Source organism: Defluviitalea raffinosedens, assembly GCF_016908775.1.
In the GTDB taxonomy this organism is placed as follows: Bacteria; Bacillota; Clostridia; order Lachnospirales; family Defluviitaleaceae; genus Defluviitalea; species Defluviitalea raffinosedens.
Genome location: NZ_JAFBEP010000013.1, coordinates 1 through 25,441, shown reverse-complemented (window position 1 = coordinate 25,441; position 25,441 = coordinate 1). Strand labels below are relative to the sequence as shown.

Here is a 25,441-nt window from a genome sequence, read left to right as displayed (position 1 = left end):
GAATAAATATTTAATATTCTAAAATTGTTGTAAATTCATTTAATGTGTAACACAAGGATTTACATTCCGTCTTCTGCGTATCCACCAAAAAACAGCAATGATTAACACAAGCGATAAAATAACTAATAAGATGATCCATGCAATGTGGGTTGATGAAGTGACAATGAAAGTTGCTTCTGTCCCCTCCATATTAAAGAGAATATATTTTCCTCTTGTAGTATACTCAATTTTTTCCCAGACACCGTCTTTTAAAAGATAGATATTCATTCCGGAAGTCTGTCTATTAGGTGCCAGATAACGAATAGTATGCGATGTCTGCCCATCATCCGTTACAGCTACGGTCCATCCTTCCAAAACTTTCTCTCCTTTAAATGAATTTGCTTCTTCTGATTCTGTAATAGTTAAAGATGAATTCGCTGTGAACAGACCATCTACCAAAATTACAGATGGGCCACCATCCCGAGTTTGATTGCTTGCCAAGGTCGTAATATATTGTATGTAAACTGCTTCAACAGTCGCATCAAAAGTCAGATTTGTGAAATCTTTCATATTCCATTCGCCGTAATATCCTTCTTTTGGCGGAACAACTGGAATTTTGTCTTTCGAAATCGTCTCTCCATATTTAAAAGGTACAACAGCCACTTTGTTGCCATCACTTATAAAAGTAAGACGAAAGCTTCTAAAATTTGCAGGCAACCCTTCTACTGATAGCAATTCCTCGTAAGAAATCGGTTCTGCTTTTCCTGCATAACTTATTCCGTTGATCCCTGCTAATTCAGCATGTACAAAACCATTTCTTTGCACCATGCCCTCTGCATTTCCGGCAATAGCTCCCACATATTCATGTGCATCTTCCACCTGAATCAATGAATAACAATCAAAAAGGTCAGTACCATAACCTACAATGCCTCCAACATATCTAGAACCTGATAAGGAACTTTTTGCATAACTCTTACGAATGACTCCGCCAGACTTGCCTGCTATACCGCCCACATAATCACCATTCATACTGCTAATTCTGCCATTATCTACAGATTGCACCACGTATCCGAAATCCATCAAACCAACAATACCGCCCGCATGATTCTTTTTAGAGGCAATCTTACCATAATTTTCACAGTCAGATATAATAGCTCGAAGTAAAAATTTGGAGTCCCCAGACATTTTCTCTGTCAAATTATGGTCATCTTCCAGATCAAAATCATACTCAATGGCCATAGCCCCAGAAATTCCTCCAACATTAATATCTCCCTCTATCATTCCATAGTTAATGCTATCGGCCACCTTTCCACCCATATCTGAATCAGTATTCTGTGTTGAAATATCTTCCATGTGATCATCAGGATCCGCACTGGCATCTGAAACATCTTCGACAATACCCACCAGCACATTAAAGACAACAAACATCTGATCTGAAATGGCTCGCATATGTGCAAGCAGTGTATCAGATGTATCAACAAGCGTATCATTTAAACTGGTTAATGAATCCGAAATATTACCAAGTGCTGTAAAAATCTCATCCTTGGTTTCTATATATTTGCTGTCTAATTGCTGAAAAGTTATTTTAGGTTTCGCCGCAAGGTCGGAGACTAAATCACCTATATCACTAACTGCATCTGCCAAAACATCCAATGAACTTTTTAATGTTCCTGTGGCTTTGTTAGCGGAGGAAATGGCTTTTTGCACTAAATCAGAGGCATCTTCAAAATAAGGCCATGCATCACTTAAATATGAAACAGCTTTCTTCATAGAAGTAATAGCTCTGCTTAAGTCACGGGAGGCTGACTTTAAATCTTTTATACCTTCATTCATATCCTTAAAATCAATCTCCCGCAATAATTTTTCTGCCTCATCATTGATTTTTCCTAATGCGTCTATTGCTTTGGAAACTTCATCAGATATTTGCTTGAGATTTGTAATAAAAGCTTCTCCAAGTTTTTTAAGTTCATCTGATTGAAGTAAATTCTTAAGTGCCGTATTGATTTTCAATAAAGCATTTCTGGCATTGCGAGTAGCAACCACAAAATCAGTCAAGTTCTTCTTAAAACCTTCTGAATCGACATCAATTTTGAGCTTTTGAAGGTCTTTCATTGTACTCTCAAGAGCCTGTATGCCCTGGGATATCTCTTTAACCCCATTCAAAATTTCTGTACTGTCAGTATTTTGCTTTAAAACGTCCAAACTATCTCTTATCATTTTTAAACCATTTAAAGCATCTGTGTAATTAATATCTGAGTTTTCTACCAGAGCTTGCTCAACCTTCTTTAATCCTTCTTCAATATTTCGCCATGCCTGCTGCATTTCGTCATTATCCTTATAAGCTTCTATAAATTTTTCAAGCCCGGAAGACAATTTAGAGAATCCTGAGATTGACAACTTAGCTGCTGTTTCAAAATTTGCTACTGCAATTTCCAAGGCAGTTAATGCATCTAGCAACTCTTTCTCATCAAAATTATCCTTTGGCCGAATTAATGCATTACTCATTTCCTGAAGAGCTTCTGCCATTTTACTCGTCGCAGCCACCAGCTCCTTAGCCCCATCTCGGATAATAGGAGCATTCTCCTGCCACTCTTTAGATTTTTCCAAGGTATCTGCAATACTAATAAAATTATTTCCCACATCACGAATTTTTTTAATCGCAGCAATAAGATCAGATATTCCTGCCTGGATATCGGTTAATGCATCCTCCACAGCATCGCTGTCACCAAGGCTTGATACCAAAGAGTTTAAAGCATCTGCTAGCTTATTAACGGCATCATCTGTATCCTCCAGTGCATCTTCCATCTTATCAAGCGCAGGATAAAGCGTATCCATGCCTTTATCTACATGATCAGCTGTCTTCTCCAATTTTCTCAAAGCAGTTTTATACTCTCCAATTGCCTTAGCCATATCATTTACTGAAGTTGAAGTCAAATCCATAATAGGTTCCGTATCTTTCAGTGTTTCCGTAATTCGGGCGCTGACATCATTTATGCTGCCAATACTGTCATTCAGCAATGAAGTGGTTTGATCTGACAGAGAGTCGCTGGCATTCCTTAAATCCGTTGCATAGCTCCTGGCTCTTGAAAGTTTTGCAGAAATTTCTGAGGAATAGTAATTGCCATCATTGATCGCAGTATTGATCATTGATTGTAACGTATTCAATTCCTTACGCAGTTTCTTTAATGAATTCTCTGAAAGTTGCCAGGTAGTATAAGGTTCTATCTGCCCGGCAATGCCCCCTACATCCTTTCGCCCATAAACAATACCTCTATTGCTGCATCCATTTAAGTATCCGGATTGTCTTCCAACAATGCCACCAATATTATATCCTACGTGCTGATAACCAACTGTACCATCATTTGAACAGCTTTGAATAATACCGCTGGAAATACCAGCAATCCCCCCCACATCCATTACATCTGCAACATCCTCTGTGGAAAAAGAAATAAAATGACCTATATCAATACTTTGAATATCTTCAAGATCTAACGAATGTTCTGTCACAATGGTATTTATATGTGCTTTATTATTACTGAGCAGAATTTTCCCAAGATTTTCTCCTGCAATACCACCCACGTAGTGCTCACCATATATAACACCCTGTACAAAGCTATTTGAAATGAGCCCCTTAGCTTCATTAATACCAGCGATACCTCCTACATACTTATCACCTCTGATTCTCCCAATAAAATTGCAATTTAGGATTATTCCACTGTTGCTTCCAGCCACTCCTCCAACAGTAATTTTCTCTCCTTCAGGAGTTACAGTGCCTTTAACGGTCAGATTTTTGACTAAGGCTCCTTCTTGAATATAACGGAACAATCCTTGAGGAGAATTATAATCTGTCAGAGAAAGTCCGCGAATCGTATACCCCTGACCGTCAAAGATTCCTCCAAAAGTAGGTATGGGTGTAAACTCTATACCGGAAAGATCAATATCATTGGTCAAAATAACTGTTTTCCCCCGAGACCAAGTATCAAAAGAAGACTTTTTAGCCAAAGCAATCAAATCTTCCGCAGAACGGATATAGATTGTATTTGAATACTCATCTGCCAAAGCAGCATTTGGTAATGCAATATTCATGCAAAGAACCATGATCATCAGCATTGAAACTATTCTGACTTTAAAGTTTTTCATATATTTCCACCTCCTGCTCTTCGGATTCCTCACCAACCAGTTTCATTTCTCCGGATTCAACAAGAGCACTCACATCTCCTCGGATAATACCACGAACAATACCAGTAATCGTACCTGACACTTTACCATTAATACGTCCGTTGACATATACCACTCCTCTGGCATTCTGTGCGCGCACAGGCGTATTGATCGAGAACGATGTTTTTTCAATTACTTTATCCCCCAGCAGTAAAATTTGTGGTAAAACAAACATAACCAGAATAAGAGATATGATCGTACCCCGGCCAATACTTTGCCCAATACCAACGATCGCAGGTTCCGAAGTCATATTTCCAATCAGAATACCGGCTACTGCAAGAATCATTCCAGAAGTAATCAAGGTTGGAAATGCCAAATTCATGGTTTCAATAATCGCATCTCGTGGATGCATTTTACTTTTCAGATCCTGATATCGACTGGAAATAACAATAGCATAGTCGATATTTGTACCCATCTGGATTGAGCTGGCAATCAGATAACTCATAAAAAATACATTGGTTTTAGACAAAAATGGGAATGAAAAATTAATCCAGATACTTCCCTGAATAACCATAATTAAGAGTATGGGCATACCCACTGATGTAAAAGTCATAAGCAAAACAACAATAACGAATACAACAGATAAAATACTGACTAAGGTATTGTCATGAACAAATGCTTTAGACAGATCGTATTGACTCGTAGGTTCACCAACCAAATAAATGTCACCATCATAATATTTGTCAGCAATTTGATGCATGGTGTCGAGGAATGCAAACGTATCTTTTCCTTCTTGTGGAAGATTCAGATAGATCAGCATACGACTAAAATTTTCCCCTTGCAGCTGCTGTTTTGCATCGTTCATCTGTGCATAGGCTTCTTCCAAATCCTCCCGCACATCATCCTCTACTGTTATATATCCCTCGTCTACCTGTTCATACAAAAACATAAACATGTCAATCAAAGGTACACTGTATGAATCCAAACCACTGACTACTTTAGCATAATTTTCATCGTTTACTGCATAAAGCCCATACAGAACTTTAGCCATTTCATAATCCAAATCAATCAACTCAGAAAATTCTCTGGGTGTCAGTTTATCTGTAAGCATGTAACCATCCATCGCCTCAATATTTGCAAGCCCCATCGTGCGATCAGTCTCATCATAACTTTCCAGTTCCTTAAGCAACTTAGCCTCAGCTTCATAATCACCAGAAGGCACTAACATTGCAATGAGATTTTCAGAACCAAAAGTATCTTCAATCATCGAGTCCGCAATCTGTAGTTCATTTAGCCTCGGTGTTTTTAAGAACGAATAGCCATAAACATACGAAACTTTTCCTGACCAGTACATTGCTACTACCAGTACTAAAAGAAAAATGGGCGGTATAATTTTTCTTGTTCGATAAGCAAACTCTCCTACAAAAGAAATTTTGGGAACAAAATTCTTATGTTTGGTTTTGTCTATCAGGTTGCTGAACACCATCAAAAGTCCCGGCATCAGCGTAAATACTGACAACAAACTTAATAAAATAGCCTTTATAAGTACAACACCCATATCTAATCCAATCTTGTACTGCATAAAAGTCATTGCCAGCAATCCACCAATGGTAGTCAGACTACTTGCTGAAATTTCTGGAATAGCCTTGCTTAATGCCGTAATAACTGCCTCTCTCGCCGGCAATTGCTCATGCTCTTCCAGGTATCGATGGCAAAAAATGAGCGCATAGTCTATGGACATTGCAAGTTGCAATACAATCGTAACCGAATCTGATACGAATGAAATCGTCCCAAAGAAGAAGTTTGTACCCATATTGATAATTGCTGCTGCCAAAAAAGTCATAATCAAAACAGGTATTTCAGCATATGTTCTGGAAGTTAAAATCAAGGCACTTACAACAATAATGGCTGCATATATAGTAATGATACTTACTTCACTGGTAATAATTTTCGCCGTAGGGTTTCCCAACTCAGTATCTATGTAAAGATCATATCCAGAGAGTTCCTCTTTTAATATTTCCAATGCTTCAAGGCATCGATCATCTTTCTCATCATATGCAAAAGTTACATTAAAAAGGGCTGAAGCATCTTTATAGTGATCCGTACTTTCATCAAAATCAACACCAGAAACACCCTCTATCCCTTCAATGCGTCCAGCGAGCATTTCTGCCTGTTCGTAGGAAATATTTGCAACCATGACCTTTGCTGACCCATAAGTAAGAAATTCATCTTCCATAATTTTCAGACCCATGTTCGTTTCAGAATCCTCAGCAAGATAAGCTGACAGTTTATTTTCAACATTTACCCAATTTCGAGAAAAAGCAGAAAAAACAATCAGTACAGCAAATATAAAGAAAAAGAGCTTGCGCCTATCTACAATAACAGTAGCCACTTTAGTCATAAAATTTGTATCTTGTGCTTTACTCATAAGATCAGATCTCCTTTTAATGAGATTAAATAATCAAATACATTCGATTTAAAAAGTTTCGTCAATATCTTTCATAAAATCTTAAAAATGAAATTTTGTTGATTAATTGACACCAGTCTATTATAATATGAAATATAGCAAAGAACAATAATCACATTTATCAAAATTAGTTGATTAATCAACATTTTTTAAAAAAATGTTCATTAAGGAGAATCATCATGGATAAAAAAAATAATGATCGTCGTGTACTCAAAACAAAAAAGCAGCTCCGTCAAGGATTAACAGAACTGCTAAAAGAAAAAAGTATAAAAGACATTTCAGTCAGAGAACTCTCAGAACGGGTTGATATTAATCGAGGAACTTTTTATTTACATTACAAAAATATTTTTGATATGGTTGAACAGATCCAGTCAGAAATGTTAAATGATTTTCATAATGTATTAGACAAGCATCCCTCAAAATCTCTAAACGGAAAACCTCTGCCAATACTGATCGATTTATTTCGCGTTGTTGCCAAAAACTCTGATATATGCAAAGTACTGATCGTTAATAATGGTGATGTTGCATTCTTGAATCAACTGAAAGATTTGGTGAAAAATCGTTGCCTGAATGATTTTATGGAAGTATTTAATACAGGAAAATCACAGAATTTTGAGTATTTTTCTTCTTTTATTGTATCTGGATGCATCGGACTTTTACAAAGCTGGCTGGACAAAGGACTTAAAGAATCTCCTGAACATATGGCAATGCTGGCTGAACAGATGATTTTGACCGGGATTAAAGTAATCCAATGATTTTTCTATAATTTAATTTGAATTTAAAATATTTAAAAAATACCCTCGTTATGATCTACAGATCGTAACGAGGGCTTGGGATAAGCAGTATATACATGTATTAAAGCATTGGTATGGCCTTAAACAATATGGTATGTTTTCCTGTCTTTTTTGAATCTATTAATCGAAAACTACATTCATTCATAAGATTTCTCATTTCTTCTTTCCCATAATAATGGAAATCACCTTCATTAGAAAATCTGGTAAAATAATCCATTAATCCTCTTAAGGGTTGCGGCATCCATGGGTCACCTATTAGCAATACACCGTTATTTTTCAAAACTCGCCTCATCTGAGCAAGTACTGCTCGCGGATTAGTATAATGATGAAATGATGCATTACAGATAATAACATCAAACATACCCTCCTCATATGGAAGATTCTCCGCATCACCAAGTATTATCTGAGCAATATCTCCGTATCTTTTCTTTGCGACTTTAACCATATTCTCTGCCAAATCAATTCCATGTAATTCCAAGCCTCTATCTTTAATAAGTCCCAAAAAATCTCCGTTCCCACAGCCAATGTCCAGCAACTTCCCTGAAGTAAATTTCTCCAGTTCTTTAAGCAATGAAGTATACATATGTTGTACGAATTTCCCATCATGGGAATCTACATAGTGATCAGCTGTTTCGTTAAAATGCCTGCGCGTTTTTTCTTTTGCATCCACTTTATTCATCCGTACACCTTCTTAAAATATTTTCAAAAAACTTAATTGCCTCATTAATCTCATCTGCTGTAGGATTTTCCTTATTAATCCCGCCTATTAGTTTTAATGGTCCATAAGTATCATAACCCTTACAGCCATAAACACCAAGAATTGTGCAGTTCTTTCCTGCAACGATCTCTTTGACCTGCATCGAGTAGTCTTTATTTGGATTTCCGCATGTGTATATGAAAAACACATTTTTGTTGTGAGGAAGCTTATTACGAATTACATCAGTAATAGTTTTATAATACTTTCCATATGCCACACCGGATGCAAGTCCTATCAAATCATATTTTTCAAGATCCTCAATAGGTCCTCTTGCATCAATTAAGGTAATACCATATTTTTGACCAATAGCATCACAAATTTTTTTAGTATTTCCGTGATGATAGGATTCGAATAGAATAGCCGTTTCCATATTTATTTCTCTCCTTTTAATTTTTCTGCATCTAATATTTTCTCTATTGACTCTATAAAATGCATCACAACCTGTAAATCAGCCTCACTCATCTGATTAATGACCTCTTTCCATTGTTTTCCTGCACTTTGGTGATACTCTGCATGTCCTTCAAATGCCTTTTGACCTAATTCAGTAAGTTCCAGACATATTTCAGCTTCCGAAACTTGCGATTGTTTTTTTACTACAAATCCTTTTTCAACCAACTTTTTTACCATCTGAGAGGTAGCCCCCTTGGTAACCCCCTGCCGTTCTGCCAGTTCTACGATACCAATATGAGGATATTGGCCAATCAGTTGTATAGTATGGATTTCTTTCTGTGTCAGCAAAATGCCTGTACCATAAGTGCGTTTGAGCTCTTCATTTTTATTATACTTATGTATTACCCGTTCTAGTGTTTGAGCTATTTCAATATATTTAGACATAAACCCTCCTTGTTTAGATACTAATCTGTTTAGAACCTAAACATATGATATATTACTTAACACATCTTGTCAACTATATCATTCAAATTCAATTTACCTGTAATAAATAGATGACTTTTTATTGTATAGGAAAACCTGAGGAATTTCCTATACAATAAAAGCAGGCTTGATTTCGCTTATCAAGCCTAACTTTCTATTACATAAATATATTTTCTTCTTGCAACGATATAGAATATGCCATATACGATGATAAACACCAAGATACTTATGATTGTCGGTATGATTAGAGCATATTTCATAAGATCACTTAATACTGAAATAGCAACAATACTATGAATAATGCCCACTATTAAAGGCAGTATAAAGAATATCCCAACCTGCTTGGAAACAGCCTTATTCATTTCAGAATCTGTTGTGCCTATTTTCTTAAGTATTTCAAATTTTCCTTTATCTCTGAAGACTTCGCTTAATATCTTGAAATATATTATACTGCCTGTAGCAAATACAAACACCAAAAACAGAAACGCTCCAAGGAAATAAATTATTCCAACTAAATCATACTTACCAGCTCGAGCTATAAAATAAGTAAACAATTCAGATTCCGCAGGCAATACTTCAGCTAACTTTAAGGTCAATTCTTCTGTATCCTCAGGATGATCCAATATAATGCCATTAAATTGCTTTTCTTCAAACTTAAACTTTAGTGTTTCATATTCTTCATCACTGACAACAACACAGGGATAAGGCAGCCCGGTGCCAAACAAAGGAACCTTTACCTGAGCTTTTACTTTATACACTTTACCTCCTATCTCAACATCTTTTTTTTCCAGCATGTTTAACATTACTCCTGGTCTTTCGATATATACCGCTTCTTCTTCCAATCGTTCGATTCCCGACACTATTTTACTTCTGACATTCAGATCAGATAACACTTTTTGAAAAGTAGACAGTCGGATTATAATTCTATCTAATTCAGGTGCAAAGAGAAAATTCGCTTTTTCCCTTAATTCAACATTATGCTTAGAATGCGCTATTATTTCATCTACCTTTTTTAATTCTTCCGGATTGTCAGAAACATAGGTAACAGTGTATGGAACCTCAATTTTATGATTTTCCTCTACAAAATATTTAAGAGAACTTACCGTACCAAAGGAAGTAATACATGTAGTGACCAAAACTGCTACTGCTGCAAAACTCCTGTAATTGTACTTAATTCTAAAGGCCAGGTTCGAAAAACTTATAATATTGGTTCCCTTATACAGAAAACTTTTTCTCTTAATCAAATTCCTGATAACCATAGGTAAAAATGAACCAAATAACCAATAAGTACCTATGACAACCAGTATTACTGTCCATAAAAGTGCATTACCAAAACCGAATTTACTATAATTTACTGCTATATAATAAGCAACACCTATGACTAATAATGATGAAAAGCCTTTCAAATAATTCACTTTAGGAAGTTCTTCTGCTTTCTTCAATGTGTTCATCAAATCAATCAAATTAGTTCTTACAATATTCACATATCCCTTCAGGAAAGCTATGAACAGAATAACTGAAAATACAACTACGGTCTCTATGATTCCTCTAATAGATATCAAGAAAGCAATGCTCATATTCAGCAAAGCTATTTTTGCAAGCAACATTAAAAACAACTTGCTGAACAATATTCCGATGGACAAACCTACAACCAAAGCTATTATGCCTAACATCAAACCCTCCGATGCAAATATGAAAGCAATTTTATAATTATCAATTCCCATGAAAACATATACACCTATTTCCTTTTTTCTTTGATTGAGGAAAAAATTACTGGAATACATGATGAAAAACAACATAAACAGAATCATAAGCAAAGATGCCGTTACCGATGCACTTTGTATATATATTGTTAGGTTCTGTGTTTCTCGAAATTGAGGATTATGCCTCATAGACACAAAATTATAATAAGTGGCTACTGAAAAAACCATTGCCATCAAATACATACTATAGGTTTTTAAATCCCTTCTGAAGTTCATTAGCACCAGTTTAAATGAACTCACCTAAGCCACCTCCCATGGAGCCAACAAAGTCAATAATTCTCCTGAAAAACTCTTTTCTGGTAGAATCTTTATCCAATCTTGCATGAATTTTACCGTCTTTCAAATATAGAATTCGCTTACAATAGCTTGCCGCAAAAGCATCATGGGTAACCATTATAATCGTTGTCTTTAATTCCTCATTCATTTTCAAAAGACACTGTAATAATTCCTGTGAAGACTTAGAATCCAAAGCTCCTGTAGGTTCATCTGCAAAAAGTATAGATGGCGAGGTAATGAGCGCTCTGGCTGCTGCCGCTCTTTGTTTTTGTCCTCCTGACAGCTGATAAGGGTATTTTTTCAGCTGTTCCTTCAGGCCAAAAAAAGCACTTAGCTTTTCTACCTTTTCTTTGATTTCCTTTACATTGACATTTGAAAGAGCTAAAGGCAATGCGATGTTATCTTCAATAGACATATTGTCTAAAAGGTTATAATCTTGAAATAGAAATCCAATATTATTTCTTCTGAATATTGAAAGTTCTCTATTTCTCATAATTAAAATGTCTTTGCCTTCATAATATATTTTCCCTGATGTAGGCCGGTCAATAGTGGATAAAACATTTAACAAAGTGGTCTTACCCGCTCCTGAAGGACCCATTATGCCTAAAAATTCCCCTTTGTATACATTAAGATCAATACCATCTATAGCTGTAAAAACCATTCCTTTTGTCCCATACTCTTTTCTCAAATCCTTGGTTTCAAGTACTGTTTCCATACGATCCCTCCTGTTTTTTTGCATTAGAAAATTCCCTCCTAAATTACAGAAGAGAATTTATTCTTTGTCTATATTCTAATGCTTATCAAGGCTTTTCTCCATCATTTTAGGTGACAATACCACTTCCAATATTACATTTTTATCACGTTTAAATAATCCGACAACTTGTAAAAGATTATCCTGAATTCGGTGTATTTGGAAACCTCAGAGGATACTTCAATATTAAAATTAAGCTGTTCTGAAACCTTCTTGCAGATATAAAGTCCCATACCCGTAGATTTACTGGTCTTTCTTCCATTTTCTCCTGTAAAGCCTTTATCAAAAATCCTGTTTATATCCTTTGCAGGTATACCTATTCCATTGTCTCGTATGGAAAGTATTATGCTTTCATCCCTTTCCTCTGCATTCAATTCAATTTTTCCGCCTACATCCACATATTTACACGCATTGTTGATAATCTGCTCTATGACATAATAAGTCCATTTTCTGTCTGTATATATATTAAAATCCAGATGATTAATTTTCAGTTCTATTTTTTTAGATATAAATGCATTCATATTGCTCTTGATTACATTTTTGACCAGGCTGTTTAAGTCAATCTCTTCAACTATAAAATCCTGACTGTAATTGAGCGCCTTGCTCATATAAAGTACTTGATTCACTAGAAAATTAATCCTGTCTATTTCCCATCTTAATTCTTTCGAAAAATCATGCATCCCTTCATTTTCTATATTTTCTGCTAAGAGTTCACAAACTGACAGAGGTATTTTGATTTCATGAACCCATTTTGTTATGTAATCATTTATTTCTTCTAAGTCTCTTTTTAACTCCTCCGTCTCTCTCAACTTTTCCTTATTTTTTAAAACAATGATTTCTTTTATAAGCATCTGCTCCAGTCGGTTTCCTTCTTCCTCGGCAAAATGATCCAGATTTTCCTCAAATTCTATAGCTCTTTTTAGTCCTATATAGGTATTTCTCCACTTTGCATAGTCTACAATCAAAAATATCAAAAAAGCAAAAAATAATAATATATTTAAATAAATAATATCCAATAGTGGTTTGTTTAAATCTATACTGCTGATTAATGTTAAATCTACGATGAAAAGCATAAAAAAGAATAAAAGAACTGTTCTGTGCGAGTCCTTTAAATACTTAAATAGCATCATAGTATCATATACCCCTGTGATTTTTTAGTTAATATGAAATCCTTTAAGCCAATATCCTCTAATTTGCTTCTGAGTCTGTTAACATTTACTGTTAAAGTGTTTTCACTGATAAAAAATTCACTTTCCCAAAGTACCCGCATTATTTTATCTCTGGATACAATCTTCCCCTTATTTCTCATAAGCAACTGAAGGATCTTAAATTCATTTTTGGTAAGTTCAATTTTCTCTCCATTATAGGTAAGGGTTCCGTCATTAATATTCAAAATCGTCCCGTTACATTCAATAATTTGCCCGTCATTCTGTCCGTAAGCATAAGTTCTTCTGATAAGGGCCTGAATTTTTGCCAGCAAAATGTCCATAGAAAATGGTTTAGTCACATAGTCATCTCTCCCCATATTAACCGCCATAACGATATCCATATTGCTGTCCCTTGAGGAAAGAAATATGATTGGAACATTGGAAAGATCCCTAATCTTTTTACACCAGTAAAATCCATCAAAATAGGGTAAATTAATATCCATGATAACCAAATGTGGATTATGTTTTGCAAATTCCTGTAAAATTTCTTCAAAATTCTGGACTCCAATACCTTCAAAGTTCCACTTGGAAATGCCCTCTTTTATATGATTGCAAAGGGATCTGTCGTCTTCAATTATAAGTATCTTATACATAAAATCACCTCAAATGATTAATGCTTAGAACTTCATCATGATTTTCAGCTTGCCAATTACAGTTATCTATTACAGTCACAAAAGCTATACATTCATCTCGTTACAAACCTTCATATATGTTATTACATCGAGTATCCGATATCTTAATTTTACAATGTATAAGTGATACTTCAACCCTTATTTCAGAATCTAATAAAAAAGCTCCTCGTCATAAAAAATCCATTCAATGACAGGAGCTTATATACACTAACTTACAGAAGAAGCTGTAACAGCATCCAAATAGGCTAAAAAGAACTACTTTTCAAACTGCTCAATGTTTCTTCAGCCCATTCAAGTTCTGCCTTATAATGCCGTTCATGATGGCTGAAGATAATACTTACCATGGTTCTGTATTCCGCTGGAATTAAATTTAAAGTTTCTTTTTTATGGTTTTCAAGATGAGATATTGATTTGTTCAGGGTGTCTATATAATCTATTAAATGCTTAAAAACTTCTGCTGTTTCAATATAATCAGAAAAGAAAAAAACAGCATCTGAAGAAAATAACGGCCTATACTCAAATTCAAGTAACTCGGACATCATATTTTTAAATGCCTCTTTTCCTTGGTCCGTTATGGAATAAATAACTTTTTCAGGTCTGCTTCCTGACTTTTCACTGCATGCATTAAGTAAACCGCTTTTTTCCATTTTCTCGAGATGATAATAAATTGTAGGCAGCTTAATTTGCGTAAAATCAGAAAGCTGCTCTACAATGATTTTTTTAATTTGATATCCATGTTGGGGGCCAAATCTTTGAAGTAAACCAAGAATATAAAATGGGATCATTCCATTCACCTTTCCATAAAAAAAATTAACCAGTACTGACTGTAGTATATTTTAGCACTGACTAATCTGTCAACTCAAAATACCCCTATTTTTCCCTGACCTTTTCAAAGAGCATATATCTAACTTCCATTTGATCCCTCCGTCCACATAAAAACCATAGTTTGAAAACTCTATGGCGCACCCGTTCATCCTATGCCAATAAATAATTAATCTGATCGGATAAACTAATCCCAGCCGTATCCCATTTTCTTTCCGGACATTCCACTATTTCATATGACAGACCCAACCCATCAATAAATTGAATAAACTTGTCATCAAACCATGGAGGGGTCCATGTTCCAGATCTGCATATATGAATTGCTGCCACCACAACACATTGATTGAAATTATCAAAATCATAATATCTGATGTTATAAATACGATTAAGCGATTGAAAATATTCTGGCTTCTCTATTGTATGGGGGCTATAAAAAATAACAGCTTTGTTGATAAGCCGCTCCTTTAGAAGTTTTCCAAGCCAATTGGAACAATTAACTTCAGCATCAAGAGACAAAAATCCGCCATACCCAAGATCCGCATGGAAATCAAACAAGTATACTGTTTTACAGTTATTTTGATGTGCAATTTCATATGACATGGTATGAGAATCTGAAACATAAACTCTTATGTCCTTTACAAATTTAAATTTTTTCTTGATTTTGCTCCAGAATGTATAAAATTCGTAAGAAAGGTGAAATGCTTTTTGAATATCTTCTCCCCGAGCTTTTCCCTGAATATATCTTTTATACCAAAGGTCAATCAGGTTTTTCTTATTTTCTGAGTAATAACCCCAATAATACTTTGAACTATAGATAAAATAGTCCCAATCTATGGATAGCAAGCACTTTTCCATATCATAACCTCCTGCATCTGACTGTCCTGTTAGGATATAAGTGCTTTTTTGCCCTTCTAAAACTCTACCTGTAATATATTTTAGAAAGATTAGAACTCCAACACCCCTAAAAAATTACATTATTTCAAAATATATCGCTAATACTTATTATTTGATTCTTATATTATAAAGTCAATTCTCAATAATACCGTTTAATCAGGATAAGGGATTATTTGTTGAAAATATCTTTTCAAAAATCAGTATTATTAAAAAGATTATGTCTTTTCTTCATGTTGGTTTAAATCCGTAATGGTGATTATAAAAAACTCAACAGAGCAAAATCTCTGTTGAGTTTAATCGAATTGCATTTAGTTTACTTTTTAAATTTTAAATTGTGAAACAGTACACTGCAAATCTTGAGCAAGTTGAGATAAATTCTCGCTGGCTTCAGAAAGAGCTTTCATAGAAGCAACTTGCTCTATGGTTGCAGAAGTTACTTCCTGGGTTGCTGCAGAGTTTTCTTCTGCAATTGCAGACAAATTCTCCATAGTATTTAATATGACGTTTTTCATTTCAACCATTTTCTTGCCTAATACATTCAATTCTGTAACTGCTTGCTGGCATTCTTTCATTGCATCATCAATCAATTTATATTTTTCTTCGCTTTTTGAAATACTCTCAGTCTGTTCTTTTGTAATTTGGGCTATTTTTGCCATAGTGCTTACCGCATCTTGTGAATTAATCTGCAATTCCTCCACTATTTGTCCTATGACATGGGAGGAATTTGCCGATTGCTCCGCCAATTTTCTAATCTCGTCTGCCACAACTGCAAAACCTTTTCCAGATTCCCCTGCCCTTGCAGCCTCTATGGCAGCATTTAAAGCTAAAAGATTCGTTTGCTCTGCAATAGAAGTAATAATATTGCTGGCCTGATTAATCTTTTGTTTACTATAATTTAAATTTACTTACCTGATTGATCATATCCTTAGCCATGTCTCTTAAGTTTTCTACGGTGGAGAATAAGCTAACAGCAGTTGCATTCATTTCTTCTGATGAAGCTGCTATTTCTTCTGAAGCTGCGGATGTTTCTTCTGAAATAGCTGATGTACTTTCTACTCTCTCTAAAATATTCTCTTTTTCTTGATTTATATTTTTGGCAGAAGAATATGCTTTGTTAATTTCAGGAATTACATTTTCAATTTCACCGACAATTTCTTTAAATGACTTAATTGTCGAGTTAATTCCAGTTAATTGATTATCCAATTCAACCTTCATACTGTCGCAATTTTTTAGAATTACACCCGTATCATTAGTTATATTGCTTAATAGATGAGCAATTTCATTTGCAGAATTCTTGCTTTGCTCTGCTAGTTTTCTTATTTCATCTGCTACTACAGCAAATCCTTTACCCGATTCACCTGCTCTGGCTGCTTCTATTGCTGCATTAAGCGCCAGTAAATTCGTTTGTTCTGCTATGCTGTCAATCAAAGTAGTAATCTCATTGATCTGCTTTACATTTTGGCCTAAAACTCTAATCTTTTCTTCAAATTCTTTAAAACTTCCCCCTACACTTTCTACGGATAACACAAGTTCTCCCATATTGTTGTTTCCTTCACTTGCCAATGTATTAATCGAATTTGCTTTTTCTTGTATATCCGTTAATGTTATCGTCATTGTTTCAATTGCTCTAGCAAAATTTGAAAGTGTATTAGTAATATCTATTAGATTATTTGACTGTTGCTCTGTACCTTTAGAAACTTCTTGAGCAGCACTAGCAACCTCTTCCGATGAACTGGCCACAGTTTCAGCAACATTATGTAAATTTTCAGCTTTGATATTAATAGCATTAGAATAATCTTGAATTGTTGATAGCATTTCTTTTAATGATACCTGCATTGATTTAGTGGATTTAGCGATTTCACCTATTTCACTATTACTCATTAAATACTTTGCATCTATTTCTGCTGAAAAATCACCATTTCCCATTACTCGTAAATAACTGGCGATATTAGTTATTGGATTGGAAATTTTTTTAGCAATTAAAATGGTTATTACTACGCTTAATGTGACAAAAAATGCAATAAACAAAATTGTTATCATACCTATGCTTTTAGCACTACTCAAAAATTCAGACTTCTCAACAAAACATACGTAAATCCAGTCCAGACTTGAATTTAGGTCCTCAGGTCTTTCAATGCTTATATAATAATCTTTGCCATCTGACATTTTGGCTTCAAACGGAGCTTTAATATTATTCAAATCCTCTAATTGACTTATATTAAGCTCACTGATATTTTTTGAAACTAAACTTTCGTCTTTAGGATTTGCCAATATGGTACCATTTTTATCGACCATAATAACGTAACCGTTTTTTCCTATTTTAATACTCTCAATCATCTTCGTTAACACATCGAGATGAACGTCCAGACTTATAACACCTGTAACTTTACCACTAGCATTTTTTATGGCCGAAAGTGATTGAATACAGTTGGTACCATCAGACCCGAAATATACATCCGTATTCAAATAAGGTTGATCTGGATGTTCTAATCCTAGTTTATACCAATCCCTTGTTCTTGCATCATATCCATTCTTCCTGTCTGATGCTGGATAACGAAGGTATCCGCCATTTTCTTCAACACCTAATGAAATACTTTGTATTTCTGGGTGAGATTCTGTGAACTTTTGCAAAGTAATATATACTTCTGCTTCATAAGGGTCATTTTCCAGAGGTGTCATTTTAACAATGCCAGAAGGATCTTCTTTATCAACATAGGAAGTTATTCTTGAGTCCAGTTCTTGTAAAAGAGAATCCTGTGATAACATAAGCGTATTTTCCTGAATTAATGTCAACTGGTTTTCTATACCAGTATTCACTTGAACTAATTCCCTGTGAATAGAACTTGTATAATCTTTTTTCGTTTGATTAGCGACTACTCCATAAATGATTATACCCATCAATAATAATGAACTTACAATTAAAGAAACAAAGCTAAGTATTAATTTAGCCTTAATACCATATTTAACATTCAACACTCTCTTCATTGCTTCCTATCTTCCTCCATCCTAAACCAATGAGTTTTCAAAATCAAATGAAAATTGTGCTGATCATTCCTACGATCACTTATTTCTTTAAAAGTCTTATTTTGATTTTCTAAATAGTACAATCACTTAAAACTTTAAAATATTTTCAAGGTACCTTTCAATAAAAAACTACTCCATTAGATTGCTGCCAGACTACATTCATCATATATAGTCTGTCTACGGCTTAAGTCGCAAACTTAAATCTATCGTTCTACATTATGTTACACGTATCGACATTTTTCAATGTTAAAATAGTACTAACTTTTCAATAAAACTGTTAATTTTATTTTATATTCTTTCATTAAAAAATGTTTGGATAGAAAAAAAGGTTAAGTAATACTTAATTCCAAACAAAAACAACACTGTTATTTTTGCAAGTACCATCTGTGTACTGGTCACAGGAATGACTCGCAAATTTTTAAATGTATCGTAATCCCTCTCCATAAAGAATAATAAAGCAGCAATCACACCAATTATACAAGGAAGCAAAAATTGTACTCCAAAACCCAACACCATATTAAAAAGTCCATCGAAAGCATCTGCCTGATTAATATAACGTTCCATTATGGAAGGTGTCAAAATAATGTACGTCAAGGGTACCGGAAATAGAAATGCTGACAGAATAACTAGAAAAATAAACTTTTTGCGTTTTAATTTTCTAAACTCATTCCTAATTAATTTAAGCAATCCCCTCACCTCCGGTTACTCTCTTAAAGTAGTCCTCCAATGGCTCCTTGTATAGATGAGCATCCATAACATCCAATCCCTGCTTGATATATTCTCTAAGGATTGATGAAATTGGAATATGAACATCCATAAGCTGAATGTTGTTCTTATCATTTATTTTAAAATTACGAGTATGAAAGTTGTTTTGGAGAATTTGCGCTGCCCGACCACTGTCCGATACCGTAAAGTGTATATATTGCTGACTTTTCAATTCCAGTTCTTGCAGACTTTCTTCTTCCAAAAGCACACCATGATCGATAATTCCCACATCATCTGCCAACATAGCTATTTCAGAAAGAATATGACTGGAAAGCAAAATCGTTTTTCCCTGTAGATCGCAAAGTTCACGGATAAAAGAACGAACTTCGGCAATTCCGATTGGATCAAGGCCATTGGTTGGCTCATCCAGAATCAATAAATCAGGATTATGCATCACTGCAAGAGCAATTGCCAAACGTTGCTTCATTCCAAGGGAATACTGTGCGAACAGTTTTTTATCACGATAAGGCAAGCCAACAAGTTCTAATGCATTTTTGATGTAGGTCTCCTTTTTTAAACCACGAAGATCAGCAAATATCTTCAAATTTTCTGTGGCGGTCAGATTAGGATAAAAACCCGGGGATTCAATTAAGCTGCCGATATGGGGCAAAATTTCCCTGCTGTGTACACCTGTATCTTTCCCAAAGATCTTAATATTCCCAGATGTTGGTTTGGTAAGCCCCAAAAGCATTTTCATCGTAGTTGTTTTACCGGCACCATTTCTTCCAAGCAATCCATAAATACGCCCTCGCTGAACATGCATGTTTAAGCCGTCAACACTCTTCTGGGAACCATATTGCTTTATCAAATTTTCTGTTTCAATAACATATTCATTCATAGTATACATTACCTCCTTTGATGAAGGCATTGTATCACAGGTACCTTAAGAAGATTTGGAAATAACCTTGAGATTACCTTGAGATTACTCATACTAAGATATGCAGTCTTAAATTTATACGATATAATAAATGAAAAGATAAATATCACCCGAAAAAACAGTGGAAGGTGTCAATTATGATGTTAGACAAATCCATTCTTATTGTAGATGACGAACAGGATTTATTAATTATGATCAAATCCATTTTTATGCGGGCAGGTTACACGAATATCATTACTGCCTCTTCGGCAAAAGAAGCACTCAAAATGCTTTCTAAAAAAATACCTGATATGATTATCCTGGATATTATGATGCCAGAAATGGACGGCTTTGAACTGTTACAAGAAATCAGGACAGTCAGTAAGGTTCCTGTACTCATATTAACTGCCAGAGGTGAAGCTGAGGATCGATTTTCGGGCTTTGAACTTGGCGCAGATGATTATCTGGTTAAACCATTTTTACCCAAAGAACTTTTGTTGCGTGTTAACGCAATTTTGAGACGGGCATATCCTAAAAGTAATCGGATTGTCGTCCTTGATGCGGTATGTGTTGACTTAGATCTGGCAGAAGTAATACGAGAAAATGATAGAATTCCTCTCACTGCAAAAGAATATGCGATTTTTTTAAAATTAGCAGAAAATGCAGGGCGTATTGTTACAATTGGTTCTCTTTGTCAAACAGCATGCGGTGAGATTTGGCAAGGCTATGAAAATACCCTTATGACTCACATCAGACATCTTCGGGAAAAGATTGAGAAAGAACCCTCTGCCCCTGTTTCTTTACTCACTGTAAAAGGATTGGGTTATAAATTGATCGTGAAGGAGGAATATTAATGGAGCTTGCATATCGTTTCTTTCGAAAATATTTTATCTCTACTATTTTCCTCCTCCTTTTTTTTCTTTTATTTAATATGTTACTGATTATAGGTGTTTTACTCTTTGCCAACATTAATTCAAACCACCTCGAAATGCCAGTAAAAACCATCAGTAATCTTATTTCTGTGAATGATAAGGGAGATATATATTCTGAAGATGCTGTGGGGAAATTATTAGATCAGAAACAAGCTTGGGCCATGCTGTTAAATGACTATGGAACCGTAATATGGCAGTACAACATGCCAAGTCATCTGCCCAAGCAGTACTCGTCTACAGACATAGCAAAATTCAGCCGATGGTATCTTAATGAATATCCTACTTATGTGTATGAACATTCAGCTGGTTTATTGGTTATTGGGTGTGCCCCTGAGAGCATTGTGAAATGGAACTATTCAATGAATACAAAATATACTTCTCTTATGCTGGCAGGCTGTGTCATTATTGTCATAGCAAATGTTTTTCTGATGCTTCTTTTATTTTGGCAGAACACTCAAAGGGTCGAAAAAGCAATTACTCCAATTTTACAGGGGATTGAAAAAATCTCTAACGGACAAGAAGTTTCTCTGCCGGAAAAAGGAGAATTAGCCGAAATCAACCACAAACTGAATAATGCCGGATATCACCTTTTAAAAAAAGAGCAAGCCAGAGCAGAATGGATTAATGGAATTTCCCATGATATACGAACTCCTCTTTCCATTATGCTTGGGTATGCTGGTGAAATTGAAGACAGTGATGGTGTCCCTGAAGAAATCAGAAAGCAAGCCTGCATCATTCGACAACAAGGAATGAAACTTCGCCAACTCATAACCGACTTAAATCTGGTCTCAAAACTGGAATATTCCATGCAACCTCTTCATTTATGCACCATTGATCCTGTTGAGCTGACCAGGCAAATACTGGTTGGATACACAGAGAATGGATTGAATGAAAAATATACTTTGAAGTTAGAAGCAAATCAGAACGAGATACCTGGCATACAGGGAGATGCCTCTTTGATTGCCCGTATGCTGGAAAATCTGATTCAAAACAGCATCAAGCATAATCAGGAAGGCTGCCATATTGTCATATCAATTCAATCTGGTGAGGGTAAATGTATTATTAACGTATCTGATGACGGTAAGGGAGCGACAGAATCAAAACTTATGCAATTAAATAGAGGAACTATTTTAGAAGAGACTTATGAAGTAAATAGCGAGACTCCCCACGGTTTAGACCTACGATTGGTTCACCAAATCGTAAAGGCACATAATGGAGTCATTCAATTTTCCAATAGAAATCCCCATGGCTTTTCAGTTACAATTGAATTTCCAGCAAGACATGAATGATAGCTCTCTTAATTTTTACCATTATCAATCTGCTAAATTATATATTTTTTAAACAATTGATATGGTCCTTCAAACAACAAAATAAGGAGCATCAGATCTCTCAAATGCTCCTTTTACCATTATTTTCATCTCATTGCTTTCTTAACTTTTAATTAATTTCCCAATCCTAATTTTTCTTAAGTACTTGCTTTACAATATTCTGTGGATCTTTTACAAGCAATACTGCAACCCATATCACTAAAGCCAACGTAATTACGGATAAGCCAAGAAAAGCATCATTTAATATAGCCTCAGCTGCCGGGGTAAAATAACCTGCCCCCAATTCCATATATTCAAAAACGGCATCAACCAGCCACATAATAGAAGCACCCCAGAACATATAACATAAGGTGCCAACCTTTAGTTGACGTGCTTTTTCACTGGTGTACCAAACCACTGTCGTGATCACAGCAGCAAGAACAGTTAATAACAACGTCATTAATGAACCCCTTTCGCTTCCATACCGGTCATCAACTCATCTTTTCTGCTCTCAATTAAGCTGGTTACATAAGTCATAATACCCCAGACAACCGTTACCAATACCGCCATCGAAACGCCTACTGTAGACATTTCTTTTAACATTTCTGCTGTATCAACAGGATTGCTTGCAGCTGTAATGAATGGGAAAAATGGCTGAATTTCCCCATGCCATAAATGTTCAAATGCAAGCAAACCGGTGCCTCCCCAAAGCAGATGATTTAAACGTTTAAGTTTTTTTGAAAAGCCTTCTTTACTAAATGAAGAAATGCTCATACCATATTTCAGTTGCCCCTCATTCTGTTTCTTTTCATTATGCTCAATTACTTTTGTTACAATGGTTGTTACCACAGCTTCTGCAGCCGGTACGATAAAACATGACATAATCATATCCCCCTTCATTACATAAAAAGATACATGAGTCTGTTCCCAATATCGTACATCTCCATAACGTTCAATTTAATAAATAGTAAGTAAGGAGGCCTCGCGCCTCCTTATATGATTACTAATTATCCGAAATTATATTGTATTTTAGGCAATATGTCAATTCCTTGCAACTATTGATTTTTGTACAAAATTTGCTTTATATTCTTCATTATTATTAGACATATATTACATATATGCTATAATCATTTTGCTGTCTCTTAACTTGAGTAAATTTTCTTCTACTCACTTTTATATGCAATTGCATCCATTTGTACATGAAGTCCTTCTGGACCACCAATATGTGCAAAATCTGTCTGGATGGTTTTTCTTGCGGGATACTTCCCAGAGAAACGTTCTTTAAAAACTTTTTCCATGACAGGTATATTCCATGGATCTCTTAATAAAACATCTACTTTAACCACTGATTCTAATGTCAAACCAATCTCTTTCAGGCGACGCTCCATTTCATCCAAAGCCTCATGTACCTGGGCTTCAACAGATTGTCCAACATTTCCTACACAAAAATTCAAAAACACAAAATCTCCAGCCTCAACCATTTCTGACCATGCATATTCTTCATTAACATGATATCTTTTAATATTAGACATAATCTATTTTCTCCCTTTTTTTTCAATTAAATCAAAATAATCTTGCAGATGAGATACTCCCAGATATTTTGCAAAATTACTTATTGTGACATCAAGTATTTCCGGTTTATGCCCTCGAACTTTGGACTGTAAAACAAGGTCAGAATTCCGACCAACCACATTTAATGGATCGTACTGAATACTACCTACTCTTTTAAAGTATTCTATAACGCCATCTGAGCCTGGAAAGCCTTCATAGTCATTTAAGTTATGATAGTTGATTAGAAATTGTCTCAATTCTTCTTTTGAAAGAACTTCATTCACCCTCACCCCTCCTTTATTGTAAGTATACTAAAAAAATTATGACATCTGTATGTCATAAATCAGGCTAGTAACTAAAAAAATACCAACATCTTCTATACATTTCTCAAAATACACTAAAGCCCATTATGATTAAACAACCTTACACGGACATCTATCATAAATATAAAAGCAAAATCATAATAGTTTGATCTATTTTCATCTTTTCCTGGCTTCTCCAGTCATCAGATAATTTTTGACATAAAAAGTTTTTCCCAAAATTCCAAAAGCCCTCTTGGTCTCTTTTATCTATTAGAATACTTAATTCTTTTTCAAATTCTGTTTTGAAGCATGGAAATTTTGAAAGAAGAAAATATACCTTGTACAATTCAGAAAAATTGTTATTAAAACCTTGATTTAATATAACTCTTGTGTACCCTATCTTTTCTCCACTATAATGCAGCCATTTTAAATAATTTTGCTTTAACGCATCATCTATTTCTGCCTGCATGTTAGCAAAAAACTCGATAAGATAGATTGAATTAAGGCCGATATAACTTCCTTCAATATCGCACCCCAATAATTCTTTTGCTGTTTTATTGGCTCTTTCCCTGTTGTATTCACCATCTGCAAAGGTTTCTTTCAGAATAGTATGCCAACAATTGAATATTGAGAAAAATTCCTTGCATTTTGAGCCAAATATCGAAAGCTTAGAGGCTACAAATAAAGGTTGTGCAGATCTGTACCATTTATTTTTTTCAAAACCATCGGGCCACTCTATTCCGCCTTTTAGAACTTCCTCCATATAGCCACATAGTTTATCTACCAACAAATTCCCCCGTTGAAGGTCCAGCATTTTCATTGAATCTACAGCACATTCCGTAGTAGGGAATTTCTGCTTTATTTTGGAGTTTCGGGAATGAAATCTTCCATATCCACCATCATCATACTGATGTGCTTTCAATAATTCAACCCACTTGCTATGATAGAATCCATCAAACAATTCCGAATCAATATCTTCTTTAAGCATTCTTCTTATTCTATATTGAACTGCAGTACAGGGTGTTCGTTCTTGAATTCGATCGATTACTTTAAATAGGCACATAAATCAATTCCTTTCATGAATCAAATCAACAGAATCGAATAGTTAATACCCATGATCCACATGTCTCCATTGCCCACCTCTGCTTCGTACTAAAATCCAATTCCACCCTTCATATGTACTGTTCGGATTGAGTGAACCATTACCTCCAGATGAATCGACATCAAATGAAGACATGGTGTTAGTATATTAGTGTAGACACAAAAAGCCGAACACCTTAAAATATAAAAAGGGAAGGAAGTGTCTACAATGGCAAAAGGGCAAAAGTAT

21 protein-coding genes and 2 pseudogenes are annotated in these 25,441 nt (G+C 35.0%); 3 read left to right on the top strand and 20 right to left on the bottom strand.

Annotation, left to right across the window (positions count from 1 at the left end; genetic code table 11):
* Nucleotides 1–39: 39 nt before the first annotated feature.
* Complete coding sequence (locus tag JOD07_RS09975; RefSeq protein WP_204613804.1) at nt 40–4,119, bottom strand: hypothetical protein; 4,080 nt, start codon at nt 4,117–4,119, stop codon at nt 40–42.
* Complete coding sequence (locus tag JOD07_RS09970; protein WP_204613802.1) at nt 4,106–6,565, bottom strand: efflux RND transporter permease subunit; 2,460 nt, start codon at nt 6,563–6,565, stop codon at nt 4,106–4,108. Before JOD07_RS09970 ends, JOD07_RS09975 begins: the two co-directional genes overlap by 14 nt.
* A gap of 218 nt (nt 6,566–6,783) precedes the next feature.
* On the opposite strand from JOD07_RS09970, the gene JOD07_RS09965 reads away from it, so the two are divergent.
* Nucleotides 6,784–7,359, top strand: a complete 576-nt coding sequence (locus JOD07_RS09965) for a TetR/AcrR family transcriptional regulator (RefSeq protein WP_158741372.1) — start codon at nt 6,784–6,786, stop codon at nt 7,357–7,359.
* A gap of 100 nt (nt 7,360–7,459) precedes the next feature.
* Here JOD07_RS09965 and JOD07_RS09960 read toward each other — a convergent pair whose 3' ends face one another.
* From JOD07_RS09960 to JOD07_RS09900, 13 genes and pseudogenes are all read right to left on the bottom strand, one after another.
* The gene (locus tag JOD07_RS09960) at nt 7,460–8,077 is read right to left on the bottom strand and encodes a class I SAM-dependent methyltransferase (RefSeq protein WP_204613799.1); all 618 of its coding nucleotides are present in this window, start codon (nt 8,075–8,077) and stop codon (nt 7,460–7,462) included.
* Entirely contained in the window at nt 8,070–8,525 is a 456-nt protein-coding gene (locus JOD07_RS09955; protein ID WP_204613798.1) for a flavodoxin domain-containing protein, read from the bottom strand. Before JOD07_RS09955 ends, JOD07_RS09960 begins: the two co-directional genes overlap by 8 nt.
* A gap of 2 nt (nt 8,526–8,527) precedes the next feature.
* Nucleotides 8,528–8,989, bottom strand: coding sequence for a MarR family winged helix-turn-helix transcriptional regulator (locus tag JOD07_RS09950; protein WP_158741376.1), 462 nt, complete (start codon nt 8,987–8,989; stop codon nt 8,528–8,530).
* A gap of 185 nt (nt 8,990–9,174) precedes the next feature.
* Entirely contained in the window at nt 9,175–11,031 is a 1,857-nt protein-coding gene (locus tag JOD07_RS09945) for an FtsX-like permease family protein (protein WP_204613797.1), read from the bottom strand.
* Nucleotides 11,018–11,782 (bottom strand): ABC transporter ATP-binding protein, encoded by a 765-nt coding sequence (locus JOD07_RS09940; protein ID WP_158741378.1) that lies wholly within the window; start codon nt 11,780–11,782, stop codon nt 11,018–11,020. Before JOD07_RS09940 ends, JOD07_RS09945 begins: the two co-directional genes overlap by 14 nt.
* Nucleotides 11,783–11,913: 131 nt before the next feature.
* Complete coding sequence (locus JOD07_RS09935) at nt 11,914–12,948, bottom strand: sensor histidine kinase (RefSeq protein ID WP_204613796.1); 1,035 nt, start codon at nt 12,946–12,948, stop codon at nt 11,914–11,916.
* Nucleotides 12,945–13,619 carry a response regulator transcription factor gene (locus JOD07_RS09930; protein ID WP_204613795.1) on the bottom strand — a complete coding sequence of 225 codons (675 nt, stop codon included), beginning with the start codon at nt 13,617–13,619 and terminating at the stop codon, nt 12,945–12,947. The genes JOD07_RS09935 and JOD07_RS09930 overlap by 4 nt, the downstream gene beginning before the upstream one ends.
* A gap of 284 nt (nt 13,620–13,903) precedes the next feature.
* Nucleotides 13,904–14,443 (bottom strand): PadR family transcriptional regulator, encoded by a 540-nt coding sequence (locus tag JOD07_RS09925; RefSeq protein ID WP_158741399.1) that lies wholly within the window; start codon nt 14,441–14,443, stop codon nt 13,904–13,906.
* Nucleotides 14,444–14,633: 190 nt separating this feature from the next.
* Nucleotides 14,634–15,335: an arginase gene (locus JOD07_RS09920; protein WP_158741381.1), complete on the bottom strand. Its 702-nt coding sequence runs from the start codon at nt 15,333–15,335 to the stop codon at nt 14,634–14,636.
* A 359-nt stretch (nt 15,336–15,694) separates the two neighbouring features.
* Nucleotides 15,695–16,231: pseudogene (locus JOD07_RS09915) on the bottom strand (methyl-accepting chemotaxis protein); the annotation flags it as partial.
* 31 nt (nt 16,232–16,262) lie between these two features.
* The gene (locus JOD07_RS15465; protein ID WP_330636242.1) at nt 16,263–18,350 is read right to left on the bottom strand and encodes a methyl-accepting chemotaxis protein; all 2,088 of its coding nucleotides are present in this window, start codon (nt 18,348–18,350) and stop codon (nt 16,263–16,265) included.
* A 339-nt stretch (nt 18,351–18,689) separates the two neighbouring features.
* Nucleotides 18,690–19,085, bottom strand: a pseudogene (locus tag JOD07_RS09905) (ABC transporter permease); the annotation flags it as partial.
* Nucleotides 19,078–20,001, bottom strand: coding sequence for an ABC transporter ATP-binding protein (locus JOD07_RS09900; RefSeq protein ID WP_204613794.1), 924 nt, complete (start codon nt 19,999–20,001; stop codon nt 19,078–19,080). The pseudogene JOD07_RS09905 and the gene JOD07_RS09900, both read right to left, overlap by 8 nt.
* Nucleotides 20,002–20,180: 179 nt before the next feature.
* On the opposite strand from JOD07_RS09900, the gene JOD07_RS09895 reads away from it, so the two are divergent.
* A complete protein-coding gene (locus tag JOD07_RS09895) occupies nt 20,181–20,873 on the top strand; it encodes a response regulator transcription factor (protein ID WP_204613864.1) in 693 nt (230 codons plus the stop codon).
* Entirely contained in the window at nt 20,873–22,240 is a 1,368-nt protein-coding gene (locus JOD07_RS09890) for a sensor histidine kinase (protein WP_204613793.1), read from the top strand. Before JOD07_RS09895 ends, JOD07_RS09890 begins: the two co-directional genes overlap by 1 nt.
* Before the next feature lie 166 nt (nt 22,241–22,406).
* On the opposite strand, the gene JOD07_RS09885 is transcribed toward JOD07_RS09890, so the two are convergent.
* From JOD07_RS09885 to JOD07_RS09865, 5 genes are all read right to left on the bottom strand, one after another.
* The gene (locus tag JOD07_RS09885; RefSeq protein WP_158741388.1) at nt 22,407–22,718 is read right to left on the bottom strand and encodes a hypothetical protein; all 312 of its coding nucleotides are present in this window, start codon (nt 22,716–22,718) and stop codon (nt 22,407–22,409) included.
* Nucleotides 22,718–23,140, bottom strand: coding sequence for a hypothetical protein (locus tag JOD07_RS09880; protein WP_204613792.1), 423 nt, complete (start codon nt 23,138–23,140; stop codon nt 22,718–22,720). The genes JOD07_RS09885 and JOD07_RS09880 overlap by 1 nt, the downstream gene beginning before the upstream one ends.
* 281 nt (nt 23,141–23,421) lie before the next feature.
* On the bottom strand, nt 23,422–23,790 hold the full coding sequence (locus JOD07_RS09875; protein ID WP_158741390.1) for a RidA family protein: 369 nt from the start codon (nt 23,788–23,790) through the stop codon (nt 23,422–23,424).
* A 3-nt stretch (nt 23,791–23,793) separates the two neighbouring features.
* Nucleotides 23,794–24,093, bottom strand: coding sequence for a hypothetical protein (locus JOD07_RS09870; RefSeq protein ID WP_180322470.1), 300 nt, complete (start codon nt 24,091–24,093; stop codon nt 23,794–23,796).
* Nucleotides 24,094–24,247: 154 nt separating this feature from the next.
* Nucleotides 24,248–25,174 (bottom strand): hypothetical protein, encoded by a 927-nt coding sequence (locus tag JOD07_RS09865; protein ID WP_204613790.1) that lies wholly within the window; start codon nt 25,172–25,174, stop codon nt 24,248–24,250.
* Nucleotides 25,175–25,441 lie beyond the last annotated feature (267 nt).

Coding starts and splice junctions, on each gene's coding strand:
- JOD07_RS09975 (WP_204613804.1), bottom strand. CDS start 4,119: ATGAAAAACTTTAAAGTCAGAATAGTTTCAATGCTGATGATCATGGTT.
- JOD07_RS09970 (WP_204613802.1), bottom strand. CDS start 6,565: ATGAGTAAAGCACAAGATACAAATTTTATGACTAAAGTGGCTACTGTT.
- JOD07_RS09965 (WP_158741372.1), top strand. CDS start 6,784: ATGGATAAAAAAAATAATGATCGTCGTGTACTCAAAACAAAAAAGCAG.
- JOD07_RS09960 (WP_204613799.1), bottom strand. CDS start 8,077: ATGAATAAAGTGGATGCAAAAGAAAAAACGCGCAGGCATTTTAACGAA.
- JOD07_RS09955 (WP_204613798.1), bottom strand. CDS start 8,525: ATGGAAACGGCTATTCTATTCGAATCCTATCATCACGGAAATACTAAA.
- JOD07_RS09950 (WP_158741376.1), bottom strand. CDS start 8,989: ATGTCTAAATATATTGAAATAGCTCAAACACTAGAACGGGTAATACAT.
- JOD07_RS09940 (WP_158741378.1), bottom strand. CDS start 11,782: ATGGAAACAGTACTTGAAACCAAGGATTTGAGAAAAGAGTATGGGACA.
- JOD07_RS09935 (WP_204613796.1), bottom strand. CDS start 12,948: ATGATGCTATTTAAGTATTTAAAGGACTCGCACAGAACAGTTCTTTTA.
- JOD07_RS09930 (WP_204613795.1), bottom strand. CDS start 13,619: ATGTATAAGATACTTATAATTGAAGACGACAGATCCCTTTGCAATCAT.
- JOD07_RS09925 (WP_158741399.1), bottom strand. CDS start 14,443: ATGATCCCATTTTATATTCTTGGTTTACTTCAAAGATTTGGCCCCCAA.
- JOD07_RS09920 (WP_158741381.1), bottom strand. CDS start 15,335: ATGGAAAAGTGCTTGCTATCCATAGATTGGGACTATTTTATCTATAGT.
- JOD07_RS09900 (WP_204613794.1), bottom strand. CDS start 20,001: ATGAATGAATATGTTATTGAAACAGAAAATTTGATAAAGCAATATGGT.
- JOD07_RS09895 (WP_204613864.1), top strand. CDS start 20,181: ATGTTAGACAAATCCATTCTTATTGTAGATGACGAACAGGATTTATTA.
- JOD07_RS09890 (WP_204613793.1), top strand. CDS start 20,873: ATGGAGCTTGCATATCGTTTCTTTCGAAAATATTTTATCTCTACTATT.
- JOD07_RS09885 (WP_158741388.1), bottom strand. CDS start 22,718: ATGACGTTGTTATTAACTGTTCTTGCTGCTGTGATCACGACAGTGGTT.
- JOD07_RS09880 (WP_204613792.1), bottom strand. CDS start 23,140: ATGTCATGTTTTATCGTACCGGCTGCAGAAGCTGTGGTAACAACCATT.
- JOD07_RS09875 (WP_158741390.1), bottom strand. CDS start 23,790: ATGTCTAATATTAAAAGATATCATGTTAATGAAGAATATGCATGGTCA.
- JOD07_RS09865 (WP_204613790.1), bottom strand. CDS start 25,174: ATGTGCCTATTTAAAGTAATCGATCGAATTCAAGAACGAACACCCTGT.